Source organism: Comamonas sp. BIGb0152 (genome assembly GCF_024809975.1).
In the GTDB taxonomy this organism is placed as follows: Bacteria; Pseudomonadota; Gammaproteobacteria; order Burkholderiales; family Burkholderiaceae_C; genus Comamonas.
This window is the reverse complement of sequence record NZ_JANUDY010000002.1, coordinates 278,321-296,060: the sequence shown is the minus strand read 5'-3', so window position 1 is coordinate 296,060 and position 17,740 is coordinate 278,321. Positions and strand designations below refer to the sequence as shown.

Below are 17,740 nucleotides of genomic sequence, written 5' to 3'. Positions count from 1 at the left end.
TGGCCGTGTTTTTTGTGAACGCTGGTGTATCCCGGGCTGCCTCTACCGAGGCGTCCTGGCACCTTGCATAGTGAAAGCTGGAGAAGACCATGGACGCCAACACCCAACTCGACGAACAAGTCATGGCGCATGACTGGAACCTGTTTGGCACCGAAATGCCGGCAGAACAAGCTGCCAAACGCGACTCTTACCGCCTGGCCTTTGCCGACCCGGAGTTTCTGAGCCGCCGCGAAACCCGCTCCATCCGTTTTCAGTTGGAGATGCTCAAACCCGACCTGGAGTTGACCGCACAAGGCATCAACAACACCGTGGTGGTGTTTGGCAGTGCACGCTTTGTGGCCCCGGATGAGGCAGCGCAACTGCTGTCAGCAGCCCAGGCCCAAGGCGATGCGCAAGCCATCGCCGTGGCGCAACGCGCCGTGGCCACCAGCCGCTACTACGATGCGGCACGCCGCTTTGCACGCCTGGTGGCCAAATTCAGCGAAACCCAGAAGCTCGAAGACCGGCTCTACATCTGCACCGGCGGCGGTCCCGGCATCATGGAGGCGGCCAACCGCGGTGCTTCCGAAGAGCACGCGCCCAATGTCGGCATGAACATCACCTTGCCGCACGAGCAATCGGGCAACCGCTACATCACGCCCGAGCTGTGCTTCAAGTTCCACTACTTTGCGCTGCGCAAAATGCACCTGATGATGCGCGCCAAGGCCTTGGTGGTCTTCCCCGGCGGCTTTGGCACCATGGACGAACTGTTCGAAGTGCTCACCCTGGTGCAGACCCACAAGGCCAAGAGCGTGCCGATTGTGCTGTTTGGTGTGGACTACTGGACGCGCATGCTCAATTTCGACGTGATGATCGAGTACGGCACCATCTCGCCCGAGAACGTCAAGCTGTTTAACATCACCGATGATGTGCATGAGGCCTGCCGCCTCATCCAGGCCTACTACCAGCCCGCATAAGCCCCATAAGGCGCAAAGGCCATGAAAAAACCGCTCCTGACCAGGAGCGGTTTTGCGTTGTGTACCACGTTCAGCAGCCGCGCTGATCAGCCGCCCAGATAGGCCTTGCGGATGTCCTGGTTGCGCAGCAGGTTGGCGCCGGTGTCTTCCAGGGTGACCTTGCCGGTCTCCAGCACATAGCCGCGATCGGCAATCTGCAGTGCCTGGTTGGCATTCTGCTCGACCAGGAACACGGTCACGCCTTGCGCACACACGGCCTTGATGATCTCAAAGATCTGCGCAATGATCAGCGGCGCCAGGCCCAGGGTCGGCTCATCGAGCAGCAGCAAGCGGGGCTTGCTCATCAGTGCACGGCCAATGGCCAGCATCTGCTGCTCGCCACCGGACATGGTGCCGGCACGCTGGTCGGCGCGCTCCTTGAGGCGGGGAAAGAGGCCGTAGACGTAGTCGATGCCCTGCGCAATCTCCGGCTTGCTCAAAAAGAACGCGCCCATCTGCAGGTTCTCCATCACCGTCAAGTCTTTGAAGACGCGGCGGCCTTCCGGCGAGATGGCAATGCCCTTGCGCATGATCAGGTGCGACGACTGCCCCACCAGCTCCTCACCCTCGAACTTGATCGAGCCCGTGGTGGCGCAGGGGTTGCCGCAGACGCTCATCAGCAAGGTGGTCTTGCCCGCGCCATTGCTGCCAATCAGCGAGACGATCTCGCCCTGGTTGACATGCAGGCTCACATCGTTGACCGCACAAATTGCACCGTAATGCGTGCTGACATTCTTGATTTCCAACATCGGCTGCATCAGGACTCTCCCAGGTACGCCTTGATCACGCGTTCATCATTGCGGATGGCCTCCGGCACACCCAGTGCAATCGGCTTGCCATACTCCATCACCAGGATGCGCTCGGACACCCCCATCACCAGGCTCATGTCGTGCTCGATCAGCAGCACGGTCACGCCGTACTCCCGGCGCAAGCGGTCGATAAGGTGCTGGAGCTCGACTTTCTCCTGCGGATTGAGGCCGGCTGCGGGCTCATCGAGCATCAGCAACTTGGGCTTGGTGATCATGCAGCGCGCGATCTCCAGCCTGCGCTGGTGGCCATAGGCCAGGTTGCCCGCTTCGCGGTTGCTGAAGGCGCGCAGCCCCATGACATCCAGCCAATGGGCCGCTTGCTCCTTGGCCCGGTCCTCTGCCTCGCGATAGGCCTTGGTCTTGAACAGACCGGCCAGCAGGTTGCGCTTGATGTGCTGGTGCTGTGCCACCAACAGGTTCTCCAGCACCGTCATGCCCTTGAACAGGCGCACGTTCTGGAAGGTACGCACCACCCCATGGTTGGCGACCTCATGGCTGGCCAGGCCGGCAATGGACTGGCCATCCAAAACGACCGTGCCAGCGCTGGGCTTGTAAAAGCCACTGATGCAGTTGAACACCGTGGTCTTGCCCGCGCCATTGGGGCCGATGATGGCAAATATCTCTTGGGGCTTGACATCCAGCGCGACTTGGTCGACGGCCAGCAAACCACCAAAGCGCATGCACAGGCCTTCTACCTTCAATATGCTTTGACTCATAAACACTTCTCCCTGTTTGCGTTTTCCGTGTTTACGGTCACTGCTTCAATTCTTCGTGGTGGCGCTTCATCGGGAACAAGCCCTGCGGACGCCACACCATCATCAAGATCATCACCAGGCCAAAAATCAGCATGCGGTATTCAGAGAACTCGCGCGCCAGCTCCGGCAGCACCGTGATCAAGATGGCAGCCACCACCACACCGATTTGCGAGCCCATGCCGCCCAGCACCACAATCGCCAGGATCAAGGCCGACTCGATAAAGCTGAACGATTCCGGGCTGACGATGCCTTGGCGAGCCGCAAAAAACGCACCGCCAAAGCCGGCAAACATGGCGCCCAAGGTGAAGGCTGAGAGCTTGATCTTGGTGGGGTTCATGCCCAGCGACTTGCAGGCCACCTCGTCTTCGCGCAAGGCCTCCCAGGCACGGCCAATGGGCATGCGAATGAGGCGGTTGCTGATCCACAAAGTGACCAAGGCCAGGCCCAGCGCCAGCAGGTAGAGGAAAACCACCATGTGCATGGTGTTGAACTCCATCCCCAGGAACTGTTGCAGGGTCTGCGCGCCCTCTTGCGAGGCGCTGCGCGTCAGCTCAAAGCCGAACAAGCTGGGCTTGGGAATGCCAGAGATACCGTCGGGACCTCCGGTGAAATCCACCAGGTTGACCAGCAGCAGCCGGATGATTTCGCCAAACCCCAGGGTCACGATCGCCAGGTAGTCGCCGCGCAGGCGCAGCACCGGAAAACCCAGCAGAAAGCCAAACAATGCAGCGGCCGCGCCGGACAGTGGCAGGGCTTCCCAGAACGACCAGCCCGCCCAGTGGAACAACAAGGCGTAGGTGTAGGCGCCTACGGCATAAAAACCGACAAAGCCCAGGTCCAGTAGCCCGGCAAAACCCACGACGATGTTCAGCCCCAGGCCCAGCATCACATAGATCAGCGCCAAGGTGGCAATATCGACCGCATTGCGGCCGCTGAAGAACGGCCAGATGATGGCAGCCACGATCACCAGCCACATCAACGTCATGCGCATGCGCGCACTGACCTCGGGCAGGCGCGGCGCCTGCACACGCGCCATGTGCTTGCCCAGCAGGGGCTTGACGAGCTGCAGCAGCAGCACAATCACAAAGCCCCAGATCACCAGGTTCCAGTGCGGCTCAATCGTGTTTTGTCCTGCCTTGCGCTCCAGGTGCAGTCCAAATATGGGGACCACCACCAGGGCAGCGAGCACGGCGGAGATGAAGGCGTTTTTGAAATTTGCTTTCATCAGACCTTCTCCACTTCAGGCTTGCCCAGCAGACCTGTGGGGCGGAACAGCAAGATCAGCACCAGCAGGCCGAACGCTACGATGTCCTTGTACTCGGACGAGATGTAGGCGGCCGCCATGGTCTCGGCGACGCCCAGCAGCACACCGCCCAGCATGGCGCCGGGAATGCTGCCGATACCGCCCAGCACGGCTGCGGTAAAGGCCTTGATACCCGCAACAAAACCGATATAGGGGTTGAGCTTGCCAATGGCCAGCGCAATCAGCACCCCGCCTACAGCCGCCAGCACCGCGCCCAAAATAAAGGTGAAGGACACCACCTTGTTGGTGTCGATGCCCAAGAGGTTGGCCATCTGCATATCCTGCGAACAGGCACGTGAGGCACGGCCCATACGCGAGTGGCGGATGTAGAAGGTCAGCGCGGCCATCAGCACCACGGCGACCACGATGATCAAGATACGGGTGTAAGGCACAAAAACCTCGAAATCACCCATGTGAAAGTTAAAAGCACCTGGCAACAGCGAAGGCACGGCCATATCGCGTGCGCCTTGGCCCAAGGCCACCCAGTTCTGCAAGAAGATGGACATGCCGATGGCCGAAATCAGCGCCACCAAACGCGGGCTGCTGCGCAAAGGCTTGTAGGCCACCTGCTCCACCACATAGCCATACACACCGGTGAGTACGACGGCCACCAGCAGCATGGCACCGATCACCACAAAGACCGGAAGCCCGCTTTGCGTGCCTATGGCCGACAAAGTCACCAGCCCGATATAGGCTGCAATCATGTAAATCTCGCCATGGGCGAAATTAATCATTCCGATAATTCCGTACACCATCGTGTAGCCAATGGCCACGAGCGCGTAGATCGCACCCAATGACAGACCATTGAACAACTGCTGTACGAATTGAGGCAAAAAATCGTTCATACCCTACCCACCCAATCTCTTTGGCGCTCGTGGCCGCCAAAATAAGAAGGCATGGCTTTATGTTTTAAAGCCATGCCTTTCATTCACACTTACTTAGACGCTGGCGACTTGCTGCCATCCTTGTGCCAGTTGAAAACCTGGAAGTCATAGGACTTCAGGTCACCCTTGGCATCCCAGGCGAGCTTGCCCAGAGGGGTGTCGAAGCTGGCGGTATGCAGATGCTTGGCCACTTTGCTGCCGTCATTGCCCACGGCCTTGATCGAGTCAGCGATCACCTGCACTGCCGTGTAGGAGCCCATCTGGAACGAGCCCGATGGATCGCGCTTCTTGTCCTTGAACGCCTTCACGATGGCGGCATTCTTGGGGTTCGAGGCAAAGTCGGCAGGCAGGGTCACCAGCATGCCTTCCACAGCCGGGCCGGCAATCGCATTGATCTCCGGGTTGCCCACGCCTTCTGGGCCCATGATGCGAACCTTCAGGCCCTGCTCGGCAGCCTGGCGCAGCAGCAGGCCCATTTCTGGGTGATAACCGCCGTAGTACACAAAGTCCACACCTGCGCTCTTGAGCTTCGTGATCACCGCAGAGTAGTCGCTGTCGCCGGCATTGATACCTTCAAACAAGGCCACGTTCACGCCGTCGGCCTTGAGGGTGTCGCGCACGGCGGTGGCAATGCCTTGGCCGTAGGACTGCTTGTCATGCAGCACGGCAACCTTCTTGGGCTTGACGGTCTGGGCGATGAACTTGGCAGCGAATGGGCCTTGCTGGTCATCACGGCCGATGGTGCGGAAGATCGACGTGAAGTTCTTGCCTTCGGTCAGCGCCGGCGAGGTGGCCGATGGGGTGACCACCACCACACCTTCGTTGTTGTAGATGGGGGCAGCAGCAATGGCAGCGCCCGAGCACACCGGGCCCACCACGTAGTGGATCTTGGCATTGACCACGCGGTTAGCGGCCACCGGGCCTTGCTTGGGCTCGCAGGCATCGTCAACGATCACCGCTTCGAGCTTGCTGCCATTGACACCACCGGCAGCATTGATTTGCTCAAGCGCCGTATCCACACCTTCTTTGACCATGTCTCCATATTGGGTCAGCGGGCCGGTCGCAGGGATCACCACGCCAATCTTGATACTTTGCGCCTGAGCAGCGCCAGCCAGCATCGTGCCAGCCAAGCCAAATGCAACCACCATCGAGTTGAAGCGAAACGGTATCTTCATATCGGGAATCCTTTTTAGTGAAGCTATGGATCGCGGACATTGCCAATAGAGCAACTATTATTCGCGATGCGGAGAGAGCATATAGATGTCTTGAAGACTCGCAACCGGGATGCCAAGGATTGTCAAATATGTCACTTATGTGCTAGCAAATAGTGTTTTCTGCACCTATACAGGGCATTTTTTGCCATTTACGCACCAAAAATGTGCAAACAGCCGATTTAAGCTCTGCCAGCAAAATAAACAAGCAAGCACCTAGATGCATTTTGTTGCAACAAATATGCGCTGACGATGCTGCCCTGCCCCAGCAGTCATCGCTTACCCATACTTTTACCCGGGCATTTTTCAGAACGGTACCAGCCACCGCAATGCGCGCACCGGGCCGCATTGTCCGCGAAGAAATCCATGGCACCGATAAAACCGCCAAGTTTCGGTGTGGCGCTGCGCCAGTATGGGCCTGCACCACCCAGGATTGATAGGAAATTTGTTACACCCACCTGCTAGCCGCTTTGCGCTGCGAAAGCCCGGGCAAGTTTCTAACGGCATATTTGGTGCAAAGTGCTTTGATATCTATAGCAGCAAGCCGTCAATGCACGCAAACATAAAAAGAATAACGCCATCCCTCAATTCTTTAACCATTGCTAACCCCAGCAGAAATTGCTTGCACAAAGTCAATCACAACTGGAGAATTGTTCAACATGAAAGAGATTAGGTTGATCAATTCAAACCGTGCTGGTGCCAGCGCTGGCACGGCCACGCCCACCTCCGACTGGCTGCCCGATGACGCCGTCCATCGGCAGCAATTTCTGTTGCTGCTGGAGCAGGCCATTGCCGCAGGCGGGCCGGGCACCTACCTGATGCAAACCCGTGGCCAGCATGTGCTCACCGACATCCTCTACCCCAATCGGGCATTTTGTACACCGGCATAGACCGGCTTTAGCGGCTACCTGCGAGGGCAGCGCTGCCAAATCCTCGCCGAATGGGATGGCCACGGATCGCCCGAGCCCGCGTTCAGCCCAGGGCAGAGCGTTTTCAAAGGGCTCCTAAGCCATCGTCACCCACCGACATGCCCATGCAGCGCGGGCGCCGACACGCCGGCTGCGCCCATCCACCCGCGTGGTAAGTGGTATCGCAGCCAGCTACCGTCTTATTTCTTAGCCCCTAGACAGCTCGGCAGCCAAGCAGGTACCACCTGCGCTTTAGCAAGCACTCAGCAAGCACACAGCACTTGGCCGCAGTTGTCAGGCAGCATCAACCGCCCAACTCCACCCCCAGCTTGGCAAGCTTGGTGGCCAGCACATCACGGCGGCGTGCCGCCTTGGCAGCCGTTTCGGTGGCAGCCTTGATGGCCAGCGGCCCTTTGAGCGACGCGGCCCGCACCAGCGCCGTTTTCTTGTCCACTTCGGCCACCAGCTTTTGGTAGCTGGCGATCAGCTCGGCATGTTCATGGGATGGGTTCACAGCGCTTCCTTGTTTTTTGCAGCCGACATTGTCCGGCAAAACAGCCCCGCAACCCTTCAAACCCGCCCTGCCTGAAGGCCAACGCGGCCAGGGCCAGAGCCGATTGGCCCGCCCCCGCGTCGCGACCGCCGACGGCAAGACCCAACACTGAAACGCCACACCCTGTGCAAACCGGCCATTGTGCATTCCGTAACCGGTTACAGTGGAACCCAAGTGCCAGGAGGTATTCATGACAGAAGCTCAAGCATGCCGCAGCCAATGGGCAACCCAGCGCCTGAGCGCGCCGCGCTGCCCCTGCGGCGCCTCCACCCCAGGTCCAGGCGGCAGGACATGCCTGCATGCCACGAAGACCGGACTCCCGCCACCTCCTTTTCGCTAAAAACTTCCTTTTCGACCGCTGATCGCAGGCGAGCTGGCTTGCTTGATCACAGAACACAAGATTTGACCCAAGATGAAGACCATCGACGAGATGCTGAGCCTTGACCTGCTTACCCATGCCCAACACCTGGAGATCAGTGCCTGGATTGAACAGTCCAGCTCCCCCGAAGAGATCCTGCAAATGCCGTCCACACTGTGGCAGGCACTGGAGCGTGCGAGCATGGTCATGGGCGTGAATGACGATCTTTTGCGCCCACCGGCCTTGGATGCTGGAAGCTTGCTGCTCAGCTAGGGAGCAGCTGCTGGCTAGGGACACGCTTGCGCTGCGGCAGCGCAGGGGTTTGGTCCCCCGTTTTGGGTGCGGCCCCGGTACCACGCGCCTGATCAGGTGCTGGACCAAGGCTGCACCCGCAAGCGGGCACGGCAGACAGGTTCCATGCCCCGTTGTATAGGCTGAGCGAGTTGCTGCAACACTGGCTGCAACCCAGCCGTCCTCGCAGCTTGACCTCGATCAATATGTAAGCCGAAATGCGCGGCATTGTGACAGTCGTTCACTTTGAGAATGCGCTGCTGCAATAACCCTGAATTATGATTTCATCAATACAGGAGGGTGCCAGAACCAAGTATTAGCTAGTCTTCCTTCCAGAGTCTGCCAACCGCAGGCTCTTTTTTTTGCCTAGACCTAGGGAATACCATTACAAAATCGATTTCTATCAGTCTATAGAATATATCTAATGGTTTTGCCGGTTTCATGCACTACCCTCCCTCCCTCTCTTAATTTGCATGAACATCCCTGAGCAATCAGGAACGGCTTTTTACAGCGCCTCTGGCCACCTCCGGGTGGCTTTTTTTTGGCCAGACGGTCTATGCTGTGCGCGCCTGAAAAGCGCCCGCTCCCCGGGCTTGCTGCCATCGCAGGGGCCGGCAGACCCAGCTTGCCAAATGCTGGTGTCTTGGAATGCAGCACGCCAGCAGGCCTTCCACGTTTGGGATGTCGCAACAACGCAGCCCTGCAGCGCGAATACACCCACCAGGTTTGCACTTTTGCGCTGGCCGTCAAACCACCTTAGAATGCGAACAATTCTCAAATACACCGTTGCGCTGCCCGCTTCCTGATGCTTCCATGTCAGCCACTCCCGACGTCCAGCTTCTCTACACCGGTCACCACAAGTGGTTGCAACAGCGTTTGCAGTTTCGGCTGGGCAATGCAGCCGACGCGCAGGACATGGCAGCCGACACCTTTGTCTGCGTGCTCGCCAGCGCCACCCCAGCGGATGCCATCCGCGAGCCCCGCGCTTTTTTAACGACCATCGCCAAGCGGCTGCTGATCAACCACTGGCGTCGCCGTGATCTGGAGCGTGGCTACCTGGAGGCCTTGAGCGCCCTGCCCGAGCCCTTGATGCCATCGCCTGAAGAGCTGGCCGTGCTGCAGGAAACCCTGGCCCATGTGGCCCACGCGCTTGACGGCCTGCCCCTGCCCGCGCAGCAGGCCTTTTTGCTCAGCCAGCTCGATGGCCTGGGTTACCAAGCCATCGCCGAGCGACTGGGTATTTCGCACAGCACCGTGCGCCGCCACATGGCAGAAGGTTTTCGCCGCATCGCGCTGGCCCTGGCCCGGCAGGATGCGGGCATCGCACCGCCGATGCGCGTGGCGCCCCTGGCCTTGGCAGAAAGCCTGGGCGCTTGATGCCCGTGCGCTCCGAACCCGCGCTGGATCCCATCAGCGAAGCGGCCGTGGACTGGCTGGTCCAATACCATTCGGGCCAAATGACGCAAGCCGACCACCGCCGCCACCATGCCTGGCTCGCCGCCCACCCCCAGCACCAAGCCATCTGGCAACGCCTGAGCAGCAGCTTGCATGCGCAGTTTGGCGCTGCGCGGGAGGCAGCCCTGCCCCAGGACGGCGCAGTGCTACCGGCCGCCACTCCCATGGGCGATGTGATGGGCAAGGCTTTGGCCCACGCGCAACGCCGAGGCACTGACAGGCGCCGCATGCTCAGTGGAGCACTGGCCCTTGGTGGCATCTCTGCCACGGCTGCGCTGGTGTTGGCAGACCGCCAGACGCCGCTGCGCCAGATGGCGGCCGACCTGCGCACCGGTACCGGCGAACGGCATACATTCACGCTGCCCGATGGCAGTGCGCTTTTGCTGGATGCCCGCTCGGCCGTCGACCTGGACTTTGCTGCCGGCCACCGCCGCCTTCGGCTGCGCCAGGGGGCGCTGCTGGTGCAAGCCAGGCCAGCTACCCAGGGCCTCGCCCCCTTTGAGGTCTTGAGCCCCCATGGCCGCATCCAAGCCTTGGGTACACGCTTTCATGTGCGCCTCGCTGAAGGCCACACCCGCGTCGGCATGCTGGAGCATGCCAGCCAGCTGTACAGCTCCAGCGGCGCCACCGAACGCCTTGGCGAGGGCCGCAGCGCGCATTTCGACGCCAGCACGATCACCTTGGACGATGCCAACCCGCAAGCCGCAGCAGCCTGGCAGCGCGGCATGCTGGAAGTCCACAACCAACCGCTGGGTGAGGTGGTGCAGGCGCTGCGCGCCTACCGCGCCGGCTTTGTCCGCATCAGCCCCCAGGCGGCTGCGCTGCGGGTCTATGGCAACTATGCGCTGGACGACAGCGACCGCGTCTTCGATGCACTGGCTGGCACCCTGCCGATTTCGGTGCGCGTCTACCAGCGCGGCTGGCTGGTCGTCATCGACGTGGCCTGAGCGCCAACGCAGGCCCAGGCCTCCCCGGTCGAGGGTTGCCACAGGCGCCCTCGCCGGCGCGCCTCAAAAATAAATGAACACTTTTTAGCGCTCGCGCTACATACCTTGGAAGCCTCGATTTACCCCCTCCATTTCCAAGGATCCCATGCCTATCCGCCGCTCGCCCGCACTGTCCACCGCGCATATGGGCGCACTCGCACTGGCCGCCGCTCTGGCCTGCAGCCCGTCCGCGCAGGCCCAATCGACCAACCCCGCATCCGAACAGCGCTATGACCTGCCCACCCAGCCCCTGGGCAGTACCCTGGCCCGCATCGCCTCGCAAAGCGGCCAGCAAATCAGCATCGACGCCAGCCTGGTCCAGGGCCGCAACGCGCCCGCCTTGCGCGGCAGCTATGCGCCCGAGGACGCCGCGCGCGCCGCCTTGGCAGACAGCGGGCTGGAGCTGGTCAAGCTCCAGGGCGGCACCTGGGCGCTTCGCGCCGCGCCCAAGGCGGGAACATCGGCCACCCCCACAGATGCATCGGCCGCTGCGGCCGGGCTCACGCTCAACGAGATCCGCGTGACTGCGCCAGCCATGCGCAGCGCCAGCACCGAGCAGACAGGTGCCTACACGGCGCGCGCCGTCACCATCGGCAAGGGCGAGCAAGCGCTCAAGGACATTCCCCAGTCCATCAGCGTGGTCACACGCCAGCTGATGGATGAGCAAAATGCCACCTCGGTCTACGACGCCCTGGGCAGCACCACCGGCATCACCTTGCTGCAAAGCCCGCAAGGCGGCAAGTACATCTACTCGCGTGGCTTCAGCATGGCCACCATCCAGTACGACGGCGTCAATGTGCAACGCCTCTATGGCCGCGCCAGCAACTACCAGGGCGGCACGGCCATCAATGACCGCGCCGAGGTGCTGCGTGGTTCGGCCGGTTTGCTGCAAGGCGGGGGCGACCCGAGCGGTGCCGTCAACCTGGCGCGCAAGCGCCCGCTCAAGGAAGGCGGAGTCACGGTGACGGCCAAGGCCGGCTCCTGGGACCGCTATGGCGCCCAGGTGGACGGCAGCGGCGCGCTCAATGCCGAAGGTACATTGCGCGGCCGCGCGGTGATCGATGTGGAAGACCAGCACGCCTTCATCAACTACGCCAACCAGCGCAATGCCACCTTGTACGGCACCTTGGAGTACGACATCTCGCCCCAGACCCAGGTGAGTATCGGCGCCAGCCACGAGTCCTTCAAAGGCAGGCCCTTCATCTCGGGCCTGCCCCGCTACAGCGATGGCCGCGACATCGGCCTGCCCCGCTCGACCTACCTGGGCGCAAGCTGGAACCACCAGGACAACCACACCCAGACCTTGTACGCCGACCTGAACCACCAGTTCAACAGCGCCTGGCGCGCCAAGGTCTCGGCCCTGCATGTGAAAGAGGTGCTGGACATGAAATACGCCTCCTCCCAGCGCGCCGTGGCAGCGGCCACCGGCCTGGGCGGCACCGTCGCCAACCTGACCCAGGCGGACCAGAGCGCCTCGGGCCTGGATGCCAGCCTGGTCGGCGATTTCAGCGCCTTCGGTCGCCAGCACGAGCTGGTGCTGGGCACCAGCTACAGCCAGGGACGGGTGACCAGCGACTACAGCTCCCTGACGCCGCCCACGCCCATCAACGTGTTTGACCCCGACCCCTTCCGGCCCGAGCCCAGCAACGAGGCCATGCGCTACGCCAACACCGAGCGCACCCTGGGCAAGACACGCCAGGCCGGAGCCTATGGTGCGCTGCGCCTGCAGATCACCGACCCGCTCAAGCTGGTGCTGGGCGGGCGCCTGGGCTCCTACAAGACCGACTTCGACACCATCACGACAACCGCCGGCGCCGTCACCGCATCGTCCACTCACCAGGACAACAGCCGCTTCATGCCGTTTGCGGGCCTGATCTATGCACTCAGCCCCGAATGGTCCGCCTATGCCAGCTATGCCGACATCTTCAACCCCCAGTGGTCGCTGAATGCAGCGGGCCAGAACCTCAAGCCCATCCAGGGCGCGACCTATGAAGTGGGTGTCAAGGGCGAAATCCTGGGCGGCCGGGCCAACACCGCCTTTGCGCTGTACCGGGTGGACCAGAAAAACCGCGCCACCGAAGACATCGCCTCGGGCCCCGACTGCCGTGACGGCTACTACTGCTACAGCGACGACGGCCGCGTGCGCAGCCAGGGGTTCGACGCCGAGATCAGCGGTGAGCTGAGCCGGGGCTGGAACCTGTTTGCCGGCTACACCTTCAACCGCAACACCTACAAGCGCGACATCAACAACGAGGGGCTGGACTTCAACACCTACACGCCCAAGCACATGCTGCGCCTGTGGAGCACATACCGCCTGCCCGGCGCCTGGAGCGCGCTGACCATCGGCGGCGGGGTGAACACCCAAAGCGCCTCGTACCGCAAGATCGGTGCGGTCAACCTGGAGGCACCGGGCCGAGCCGTCTGGAGCAGCTATGTGCGCTACCAGCTCGATCCCCAGTGGCAGCTGAGCTTGAACTTCAACAACCTGTTCAACAAGCGCTACTACGCGTCCATCGGCAACCTGGTCAACAGCAGCCACTACGGCGATCCACGCAATGCCATGCTGAGCCTGCGCGGCGCGTTCTGACCGCATAAGGCGATCCATGCAAGGCGAATTTCGCAAGCGCATGGCCTGGCTGCACACCTGGTGCGGCTTGGTCAGTGGCTGGCTGCTGTGCGCCATCTTCCTCACCGGCAGCTTGAGCGTGTTCCGCGCGCCCATCACACGCTGGATGCAGGCCCAGCCCCTGGTGGAAGCCGTGCCCGCCGCACAAAGCCAGGGTGCACTGCAAGAGGCTGCCCGCTATCTGGGTACCCAGGCCCCGGGTGCCCGTTTCTGGCGCATCGAGCTGGCCCCGCAGCCCGGTGATGCACTGCTGCTGGCCTGGCAAGCAGCGGGCGGCCAGCGCAGCAGCCTGCAAACCGCTGCGCTAGACCCGGCCACCGGCGCCTTGCTGGCCCAGCCCTGGGGCCACAAGACCGAGGGCGGGCGCCACTTCATGAGCTTTCACTACACGCTGCATGGCGGCACGCTGGGCTTTTGGCTGGTGGGTTTTCTGGCCATGTGCATGCTGCTTGCCCTGGTCTCGGGCGTGGTGGTGCACCGGCGCATCTTTGCCGACTTTTTTACCCTGCGGCTGGGCAAGGGCCAGCGCTCCTGGCTCGATGCCCACAACGCCATGGGCGTGCTGGCCCTGCCCTTTCTGTTCATGGTCACCTACACCGGCCTGGCTTTCTTCTATACCAGCTACATGCCTTGGCCCATCAAGGCGGTGTACGGAACCGATGCCCAGGCCTACGGGCGCTTCCAGGCCGCGCTGTCGCCCGAAGCACCCCCGCCGCGCCGTGCGCTGCAGGGCAGCCCTGCGCCACTGCACGACCTGGCACTACTGCTGGCCCAGGCCCAGGCCATCACCGGGCAGCAGCCGCGCATGCTGTTTATCGAGCGGCCAGGCGACGCCTCCATGACCGTGCGCGTCTTCAACCATCCCCCCGCCGATGCCCGCAGCATCCGCAACCTGGCCGGCCAGCTCATGTTTGACGGGGTGAGCGGTGCCGTTTTGCAAGTGCGCAACCCCGACCCGGATGCCCCCACCCACAGCGGACATATTCATCCGGTGCTGGAGGCACTGCACGTCGCCAGCTTTGGCGGCTGGAGCATCCGCTGGATGTACTTCCTCTCGGGCCTGATGGGCACGGCGATGATGGCCACCGGCACGCTGCTGTTCATGGTCAAGCGCCGCCATAAAAGCGCCCTGGAATTTGGCCCAGCCACCGCTGGTGTCTACCGGCTCGTCGACAGCCTGAACGTCGCCGCACTGGCCGGTATCGCCCTGGCCAGCATCGGCTACTTCTGGGCCAACCGGCTTTTGCCGCAAGGCCTGCCGGGCCGCGAAGCCTGGGAGATACGCGGCTTCCTGCTCATCTGGGCCGCTAGCTGGCTGCATGCTGTTTGCAGACCCACGGCACGGGCCTGGGTGGAGCAGCTGTCGCTGGCGGGCGCACTGGCTGTCTGTCTTCCGCTGCTGAACCTGGTCACCACCGGGCAAAGTGCCTGGCACTATGCGCTGCTGGGCGACTGGCAACGCGCTGGCGTGGAACTCGTTGCCATCGCGCTGGGCCTGGTGCTGATGGGCATGGCCTGGCAGGTAAAGCAAGGCTGGCAGCGCCAAGCACCCGCCACAAAACCCAGGCCAGCGACCAGGCAGGCTGCCGCAGCCAGAGCCCACCACCGGCTGCAGGTTGCCAGCCGCGTGCTGGCAGCCAGCCTGGGCGGCTACGGCGTCGCAAGCCTGCTGGCAAGCGCCCTGGCCCTGCGGCTGCCGCAGTTCAGCAGCGTCTCGCCCGCCGAAGCGGTACTGGCCGCGACCCTGCTGAGCTATGTCTTCTTTCTGCTCGTCGCCATTTGGGTATTCAGCATCCGTGCCGCCACGCATGCCTGGCTGGGCCTGGCAGCGCTTGCCCTGGCCTGTGGCACCATGGTGGCGACATAGTTTCTACGCTCTAGACCAAGGCAATCCCAAGCGACCATGCAGGTGCTGCCCCTGGGCTGGAATACATGTGGGCTTCTCCAGTCTTCATCGACGAAGCAGGCAAACCAAAACCAAACCCAACTCCAAAACCCAAACACTTTAGTGGCGCGTTCCAGTGCTCCAGCAACACCCGGTCGGGTACGATCCACGTCCGTTCTGAATACACAGCGAGGGGTGTAGCTTGTTCCGGTTTCTTTTCTATATCCTGATTGCCGCAGCCGCCTGGAAGGCGTACACCGCTTACCAAGAAAAGACGGCGCACCCAAGCCCGAACTTGCTGCGCACCGAACCCCGGGACAGGGATATCCAGGTAGGCAGCAAGCCAGTGCGCCAACCAAAATATCAGTGCGACGGCCGGACGCATTGCTCACAGATGACCTCTTGTGAAGAGGCTACCTTCTTCCTGCAAAACTGCCCGAACACCAAAATGGATGGTGACAACGACGGCATTCCCTGTGAGCGCCAGCACTGCTGACCCTGAGCTGGGCCGGATACACGGCGCCTACCCTGTTCAGGACCTGTGCAAATACCCGATGGCCCGCAGATAGCGGGCTGCGGCCTGCACAGCGCGAGTCCACACCCATGGGCACCATCGCGAACGCAAGCACTATCACTAGTTTTGGGGATACCAAGCGTTACGAATTGTCTCTATCCTGCTAAGCAACCAGCCAGAAATGCGCAGCGGCCCCTGCAGGCCGCGTTCTGGCGAGTTCCCTTTGTTTGATGGCTAGCAATGAACACCTGCCCCGCCCACCCTGACAGCCCCGCAGCAACCCCGCTCAAAGGCGTGCTTCCTCCCCATTTGTGGCGAGTCCTCGCCAGAAACGGCATCACCACCATCGAGCAAGCAGCGCAGAGCTACCCCGATAAGCTCCTGCAAATGCCTTCCGTGGGGCCCACCACGTTCAGACAAATAGAAGAAAGCCTGTTTCCCGGAATGCGCTACGCGCCATCGCTTTGTGAGCAGATCGCACCGCATGACCTGGAGCTGGCATCGAAATCCCAACCGTTTTTCAGACGCGTTCAGAACGCGCTCAGAAGGCACGACCTCAAGTAGGAACTGCGGTCTTCTTGCCATAGGCCACGGATGCTTGGTACCAAGGCCTTGTCGTAACGGTCACCAAGACTGTGTACTGAGATCTCTATTCCAACCTCAGCTAGCCGCTGGTGGTTGTACAGGCCGACACACAGGCATCAGCGGCACAGCGCAGCCAGCACCTTGGCCAGTTTCTTGACGGCCACATCCAGCTCGTGCGGAGCATGCGCGGCGAACCCCATGAGAAAGCCTGCCTGGTGCCTGCTGGACCCATACAGCGCCGTCAACCCCAGCAAGTCGATACCCTCCGCACGGGCAGACTCCACCGCCTTGTGCTCGGAGATATCTCGGATAAACACGCACAGCATCTGCATCCCTCCGCTGGGCACGCGCGCCTGTACAAAGTCGGCCAGGTGCTCGCGCACCAGTCGCGCCAGCACATTGCGGCGCTCGGCGTAGACGGCGCGCATGGTGCGAACATGGGCGCCAAAATGGCCACCTTCGATAAAGCGCGCCAGCGTGAGTTGGGGAATCGGCGCACTGTGGCCATCCAGCAAAGTGCGGGCCACGGTCATGGGTGCCACCAACTGCTGGGGCAACACCATGTAGCCGATGCGCAAACCGGGAAACAGCGATTTGGTGAACGTGCCAATATAGATCGTCCGCCCATGCGGATCGAGCCCCTGGACGCATGCGGTGGGTTTACCTGCGTAGTGGAATTCGCTGTCGTAGTCGTCCTCGATGACCCAGCTTTGCTGCTGCCTAGCCCATTCGATGATGGCCAGGCGCCGGTCCAGCGAGAGTGTGGCCCCCGTGGGGAATTGGTGTGATGGTGTCAGGAACACGGCTCTGGCCGCTTCGCTGGGCGTCTTGCTGGCCCCAATCAAATACTCCACCTGCAGGCCGTCCGCATCCAAGGGGATGGGCACGCAGGCCAGCCCGGCTGCATCGAACGCCTTACGCGCGCCGTGATAAACGGGGTCTTCGATAAAGATGCGCTCACCCGCATCGAGCAGCACGGTGGCACACAAGGTCAAGGCCTGCTGGGAGCTGGTCAGCACCAGCACACGCTCGGGGCTGGCCCGCGCACCCCGTTCGAGATTGACGTAATCAGCGATGGCACGCCGCAATGCCTCCATGCCCTGGGGCGGGCTGTGCAGCAATGCCAAGCTGCCGTGCTCCTTCAACACCTGCCGCTCCAGTCGCTCCCAGGTCTGAAGTGGAAAACTGCGCGTTTCCGGCACGCCAGGCGCAAACGGGCGTGGTGCCAGAAAGTCGCGCAGCCCGCCACCTTGGTACATTGCGCTGCCGCGTTGGCTCAGGCGCGGTGTTGTCTGGTGGTCCGCAGGGGTTGTCGGCGGCTTGCCGCGCCCGGGCAGACGCTGTGCCCGCTCCGACACAAAGCTGCCACTGCCCACGCGCCGCTCGATAAAGCCTTCCGCATGCAACTGGCTGTAGGCCGACTCGACTGTATCGCGGGACATCCCCAAGGACTTCGCCAAGGCACGTGACGCGGGCAACGGTCTGCCCACGTCCAGCACACCGTCGAGGATCAGCTGGCGAATGGCCCGCTGCACGCGCGCATGTAGCGGCAAGGCGCCATGTGCAGGATCGCCGATCCAGGCTTTGACGGATTCAAGTTGCGCGTGCTTGAACAATTGGTC

At 61.9% G+C, this 17,740-nt stretch carries 16 protein-coding genes; 9 read left to right on the top strand and 7 right to left on the bottom strand.

Annotated features, from left to right (window positions below; all coding sequences use genetic code 11):
* The first annotated feature begins 89 nt into the window (after positions 1 to 89).
* Positions 90 to 956 carry a TIGR00730 family Rossman fold protein gene (locus M2375_RS04885; protein ID WP_259164314.1) on the top strand — a complete coding sequence of 289 codons (867 nt, stop codon included), beginning with the start codon at positions 90 to 92 and terminating at the stop codon, positions 954 to 956.
* An 86-nt stretch (positions 957 to 1,042) separates the two neighbouring features.
* Here M2375_RS04885 and M2375_RS04880 read toward each other — a convergent pair whose 3' ends face one another.
* The 5 genes from M2375_RS04880 to M2375_RS04860 all read right to left on the bottom strand — a co-directional run bounded on the left by M2375_RS04880 (position 1,043) and on the right by M2375_RS04860 (position 5,921).
* Complete coding sequence (locus M2375_RS04880) at positions 1,043 to 1,744, bottom strand: ABC transporter ATP-binding protein (RefSeq protein WP_259164775.1); 702 nt, start codon at positions 1,742 to 1,744, stop codon at positions 1,043 to 1,045.
* A gap of 8 nt (positions 1,745 to 1,752) precedes the next feature.
* Positions 1,753 to 2,520, bottom strand: coding sequence for a high-affinity branched-chain amino acid ABC transporter ATP-binding protein LivG (livG, locus tag M2375_RS04875; protein ID WP_259164313.1), 768 nt, complete (start codon positions 2,518 to 2,520; stop codon positions 1,753 to 1,755).
* 37 nt (positions 2,521 to 2,557) lie between these two features.
* Positions 2,558 to 3,784 (bottom strand): high-affinity branched-chain amino acid ABC transporter permease LivM, encoded by a 1,227-nt coding sequence (gene livM / locus M2375_RS04870; protein WP_259164312.1) that lies wholly within the window; start codon positions 3,782 to 3,784, stop codon positions 2,558 to 2,560.
* Positions 3,784 to 4,707: a high-affinity branched-chain amino acid ABC transporter permease LivH gene (gene livH, locus M2375_RS04865; RefSeq protein ID WP_259164311.1), complete on the bottom strand. Its 924-nt coding sequence runs from the start codon at positions 4,705 to 4,707 to the stop codon at positions 3,784 to 3,786. Before livH ends, livM begins: the two co-directional genes overlap by 1 nt.
* An 89-nt stretch (positions 4,708 to 4,796) precedes the next feature.
* The gene (locus M2375_RS04860) at positions 4,797 to 5,921 is read right to left on the bottom strand and encodes a branched-chain amino acid ABC transporter substrate-binding protein (protein WP_259164310.1); all 1,125 of its coding nucleotides are present in this window, start codon (positions 5,919 to 5,921) and stop codon (positions 4,797 to 4,799) included.
* A 710-nt stretch (positions 5,922 to 6,631) separates the two neighbouring features.
* Here M2375_RS04860 and M2375_RS04855 point away from each other — a divergent pair.
* The gene (locus tag M2375_RS04855; RefSeq protein WP_259164308.1) at positions 6,632 to 6,847 is read left to right on the top strand and encodes a hypothetical protein; all 216 of its coding nucleotides are present in this window, start codon (positions 6,632 to 6,634) and stop codon (positions 6,845 to 6,847) included.
* Positions 6,848 to 7,169: 322 nt separating this feature from the next.
* On the opposite strand, the gene M2375_RS04850 is transcribed toward M2375_RS04855, so the two are convergent.
* Positions 7,170 to 7,379: a hypothetical protein gene (locus M2375_RS04850; RefSeq protein WP_259164306.1), complete on the bottom strand. Its 210-nt coding sequence runs from the start codon at positions 7,377 to 7,379 to the stop codon at positions 7,170 to 7,172.
* Between the two features lie 451 nt (positions 7,380 to 7,830).
* Between M2375_RS04850 and M2375_RS04845 the strand changes: the two genes are divergently transcribed.
* The 7 genes from M2375_RS04845 to M2375_RS04815 all read left to right on the top strand — a co-directional run bounded on the left by M2375_RS04845 (position 7,831) and on the right by M2375_RS04815 (position 16,097).
* Positions 7,831 to 8,049 (top strand): hypothetical protein, encoded by a 219-nt coding sequence (locus M2375_RS04845; protein ID WP_259164305.1) that lies wholly within the window; start codon positions 7,831 to 7,833, stop codon positions 8,047 to 8,049.
* Between the two features lie 831 nt (positions 8,050 to 8,880).
* Entirely contained in the window at positions 8,881 to 9,444 is a 564-nt protein-coding gene (locus tag M2375_RS04840; RefSeq protein ID WP_259164304.1) for a sigma-70 family RNA polymerase sigma factor, read from the top strand.
* Between the two features lie 5 nt (positions 9,445 to 9,449).
* Positions 9,450 to 10,469 (top strand): FecR domain-containing protein, encoded by a 1,020-nt coding sequence (locus M2375_RS04835; RefSeq protein WP_259164303.1) that lies wholly within the window; start codon positions 9,450 to 9,452, stop codon positions 10,467 to 10,469.
* A gap of 145 nt (positions 10,470 to 10,614) precedes the next feature.
* The gene (locus tag M2375_RS04830; protein WP_259164302.1) at positions 10,615 to 13,095 is read left to right on the top strand and encodes a TonB-dependent receptor; all 2,481 of its coding nucleotides are present in this window, start codon (positions 10,615 to 10,617) and stop codon (positions 13,093 to 13,095) included.
* 16 nt (positions 13,096 to 13,111) lie between these two features.
* Positions 13,112 to 15,001 carry a PepSY domain-containing protein gene (locus M2375_RS04825; RefSeq protein ID WP_259164301.1) on the top strand — a complete coding sequence of 630 codons (1,890 nt, stop codon included), beginning with the start codon at positions 13,112 to 13,114 and terminating at the stop codon, positions 14,999 to 15,001.
* 220 nt (positions 15,002 to 15,221) lie between these two features.
* Positions 15,222 to 15,515, top strand: a complete 294-nt coding sequence (locus M2375_RS04820) for an excalibur calcium-binding domain-containing protein (protein ID WP_259164299.1) — start codon at positions 15,222 to 15,224, stop codon at positions 15,513 to 15,515.
* A 258-nt stretch (positions 15,516 to 15,773) separates the two neighbouring features.
* On the top strand, positions 15,774 to 16,097 hold the full coding sequence (locus M2375_RS04815) for a hypothetical protein (RefSeq protein WP_259164298.1): 324 nt from the start codon (positions 15,774 to 15,776) through the stop codon (positions 16,095 to 16,097).
* 137 nt (positions 16,098 to 16,234) lie between these two features.
* On the opposite strand, the gene M2375_RS04810 is transcribed toward M2375_RS04815, so the two are convergent.
* Positions 16,235 to 17,734: a PLP-dependent aminotransferase family protein gene (locus tag M2375_RS04810; protein WP_259164297.1), complete on the bottom strand. Its 1,500-nt coding sequence runs from the start codon at positions 17,732 to 17,734 to the stop codon at positions 16,235 to 16,237.
* Between the last annotated feature and the right edge of the window lie 6 nt (positions 17,735 to 17,740).

Excerpts from the sequence above, each read along its gene's own strand:
- M2375_RS04815 (WP_259164298.1), top strand. The coding sequence starts at position 15,774 with ATGAACACCTGCCCCGCCCACCCTGACAGCCCCGCAGCAACCCCGCTC.
- M2375_RS04845 (WP_259164305.1), top strand. The coding sequence starts at position 7,831 with ATGAAGACCATCGACGAGATGCTGAGCCTTGACCTGCTTACCCATGCC.
- livH (WP_259164311.1), bottom strand. The coding sequence starts at position 4,707 with ATGAACGATTTTTTGCCTCAATTCGTACAGCAGTTGTTCAATGGTCTG.
- M2375_RS04885 (WP_259164314.1), top strand. The coding sequence starts at position 90 with ATGGACGCCAACACCCAACTCGACGAACAAGTCATGGCGCATGACTGG.
- livM (WP_259164312.1), bottom strand. The coding sequence starts at position 3,784 with ATGAAAGCAAATTTCAAAAACGCCTTCATCTCCGCCGTGCTCGCTGCC.
- M2375_RS04830 (WP_259164302.1), top strand. The coding sequence starts at position 10,615 with ATGCCTATCCGCCGCTCGCCCGCACTGTCCACCGCGCATATGGGCGCA.
- M2375_RS04880 (WP_259164775.1), bottom strand. The coding sequence starts at position 1,744 with ATGTTGGAAATCAAGAATGTCAGCACGCATTACGGTGCAATTTGTGCG.
- M2375_RS04840 (WP_259164304.1), top strand. The coding sequence starts at position 8,881 with ATGTCAGCCACTCCCGACGTCCAGCTTCTCTACACCGGTCACCACAAG.
- livG (WP_259164313.1), bottom strand. The coding sequence starts at position 2,520 with ATGAGTCAAAGCATATTGAAGGTAGAAGGCCTGTGCATGCGCTTTGGT.
- M2375_RS04825 (WP_259164301.1), top strand. The coding sequence starts at position 13,112 with ATGCAAGGCGAATTTCGCAAGCGCATGGCCTGGCTGCACACCTGGTGC.
- M2375_RS04860 (WP_259164310.1), bottom strand. The coding sequence starts at position 5,921 with ATGAAGATACCGTTTCGCTTCAACTCGATGGTGGTTGCATTTGGCTTG.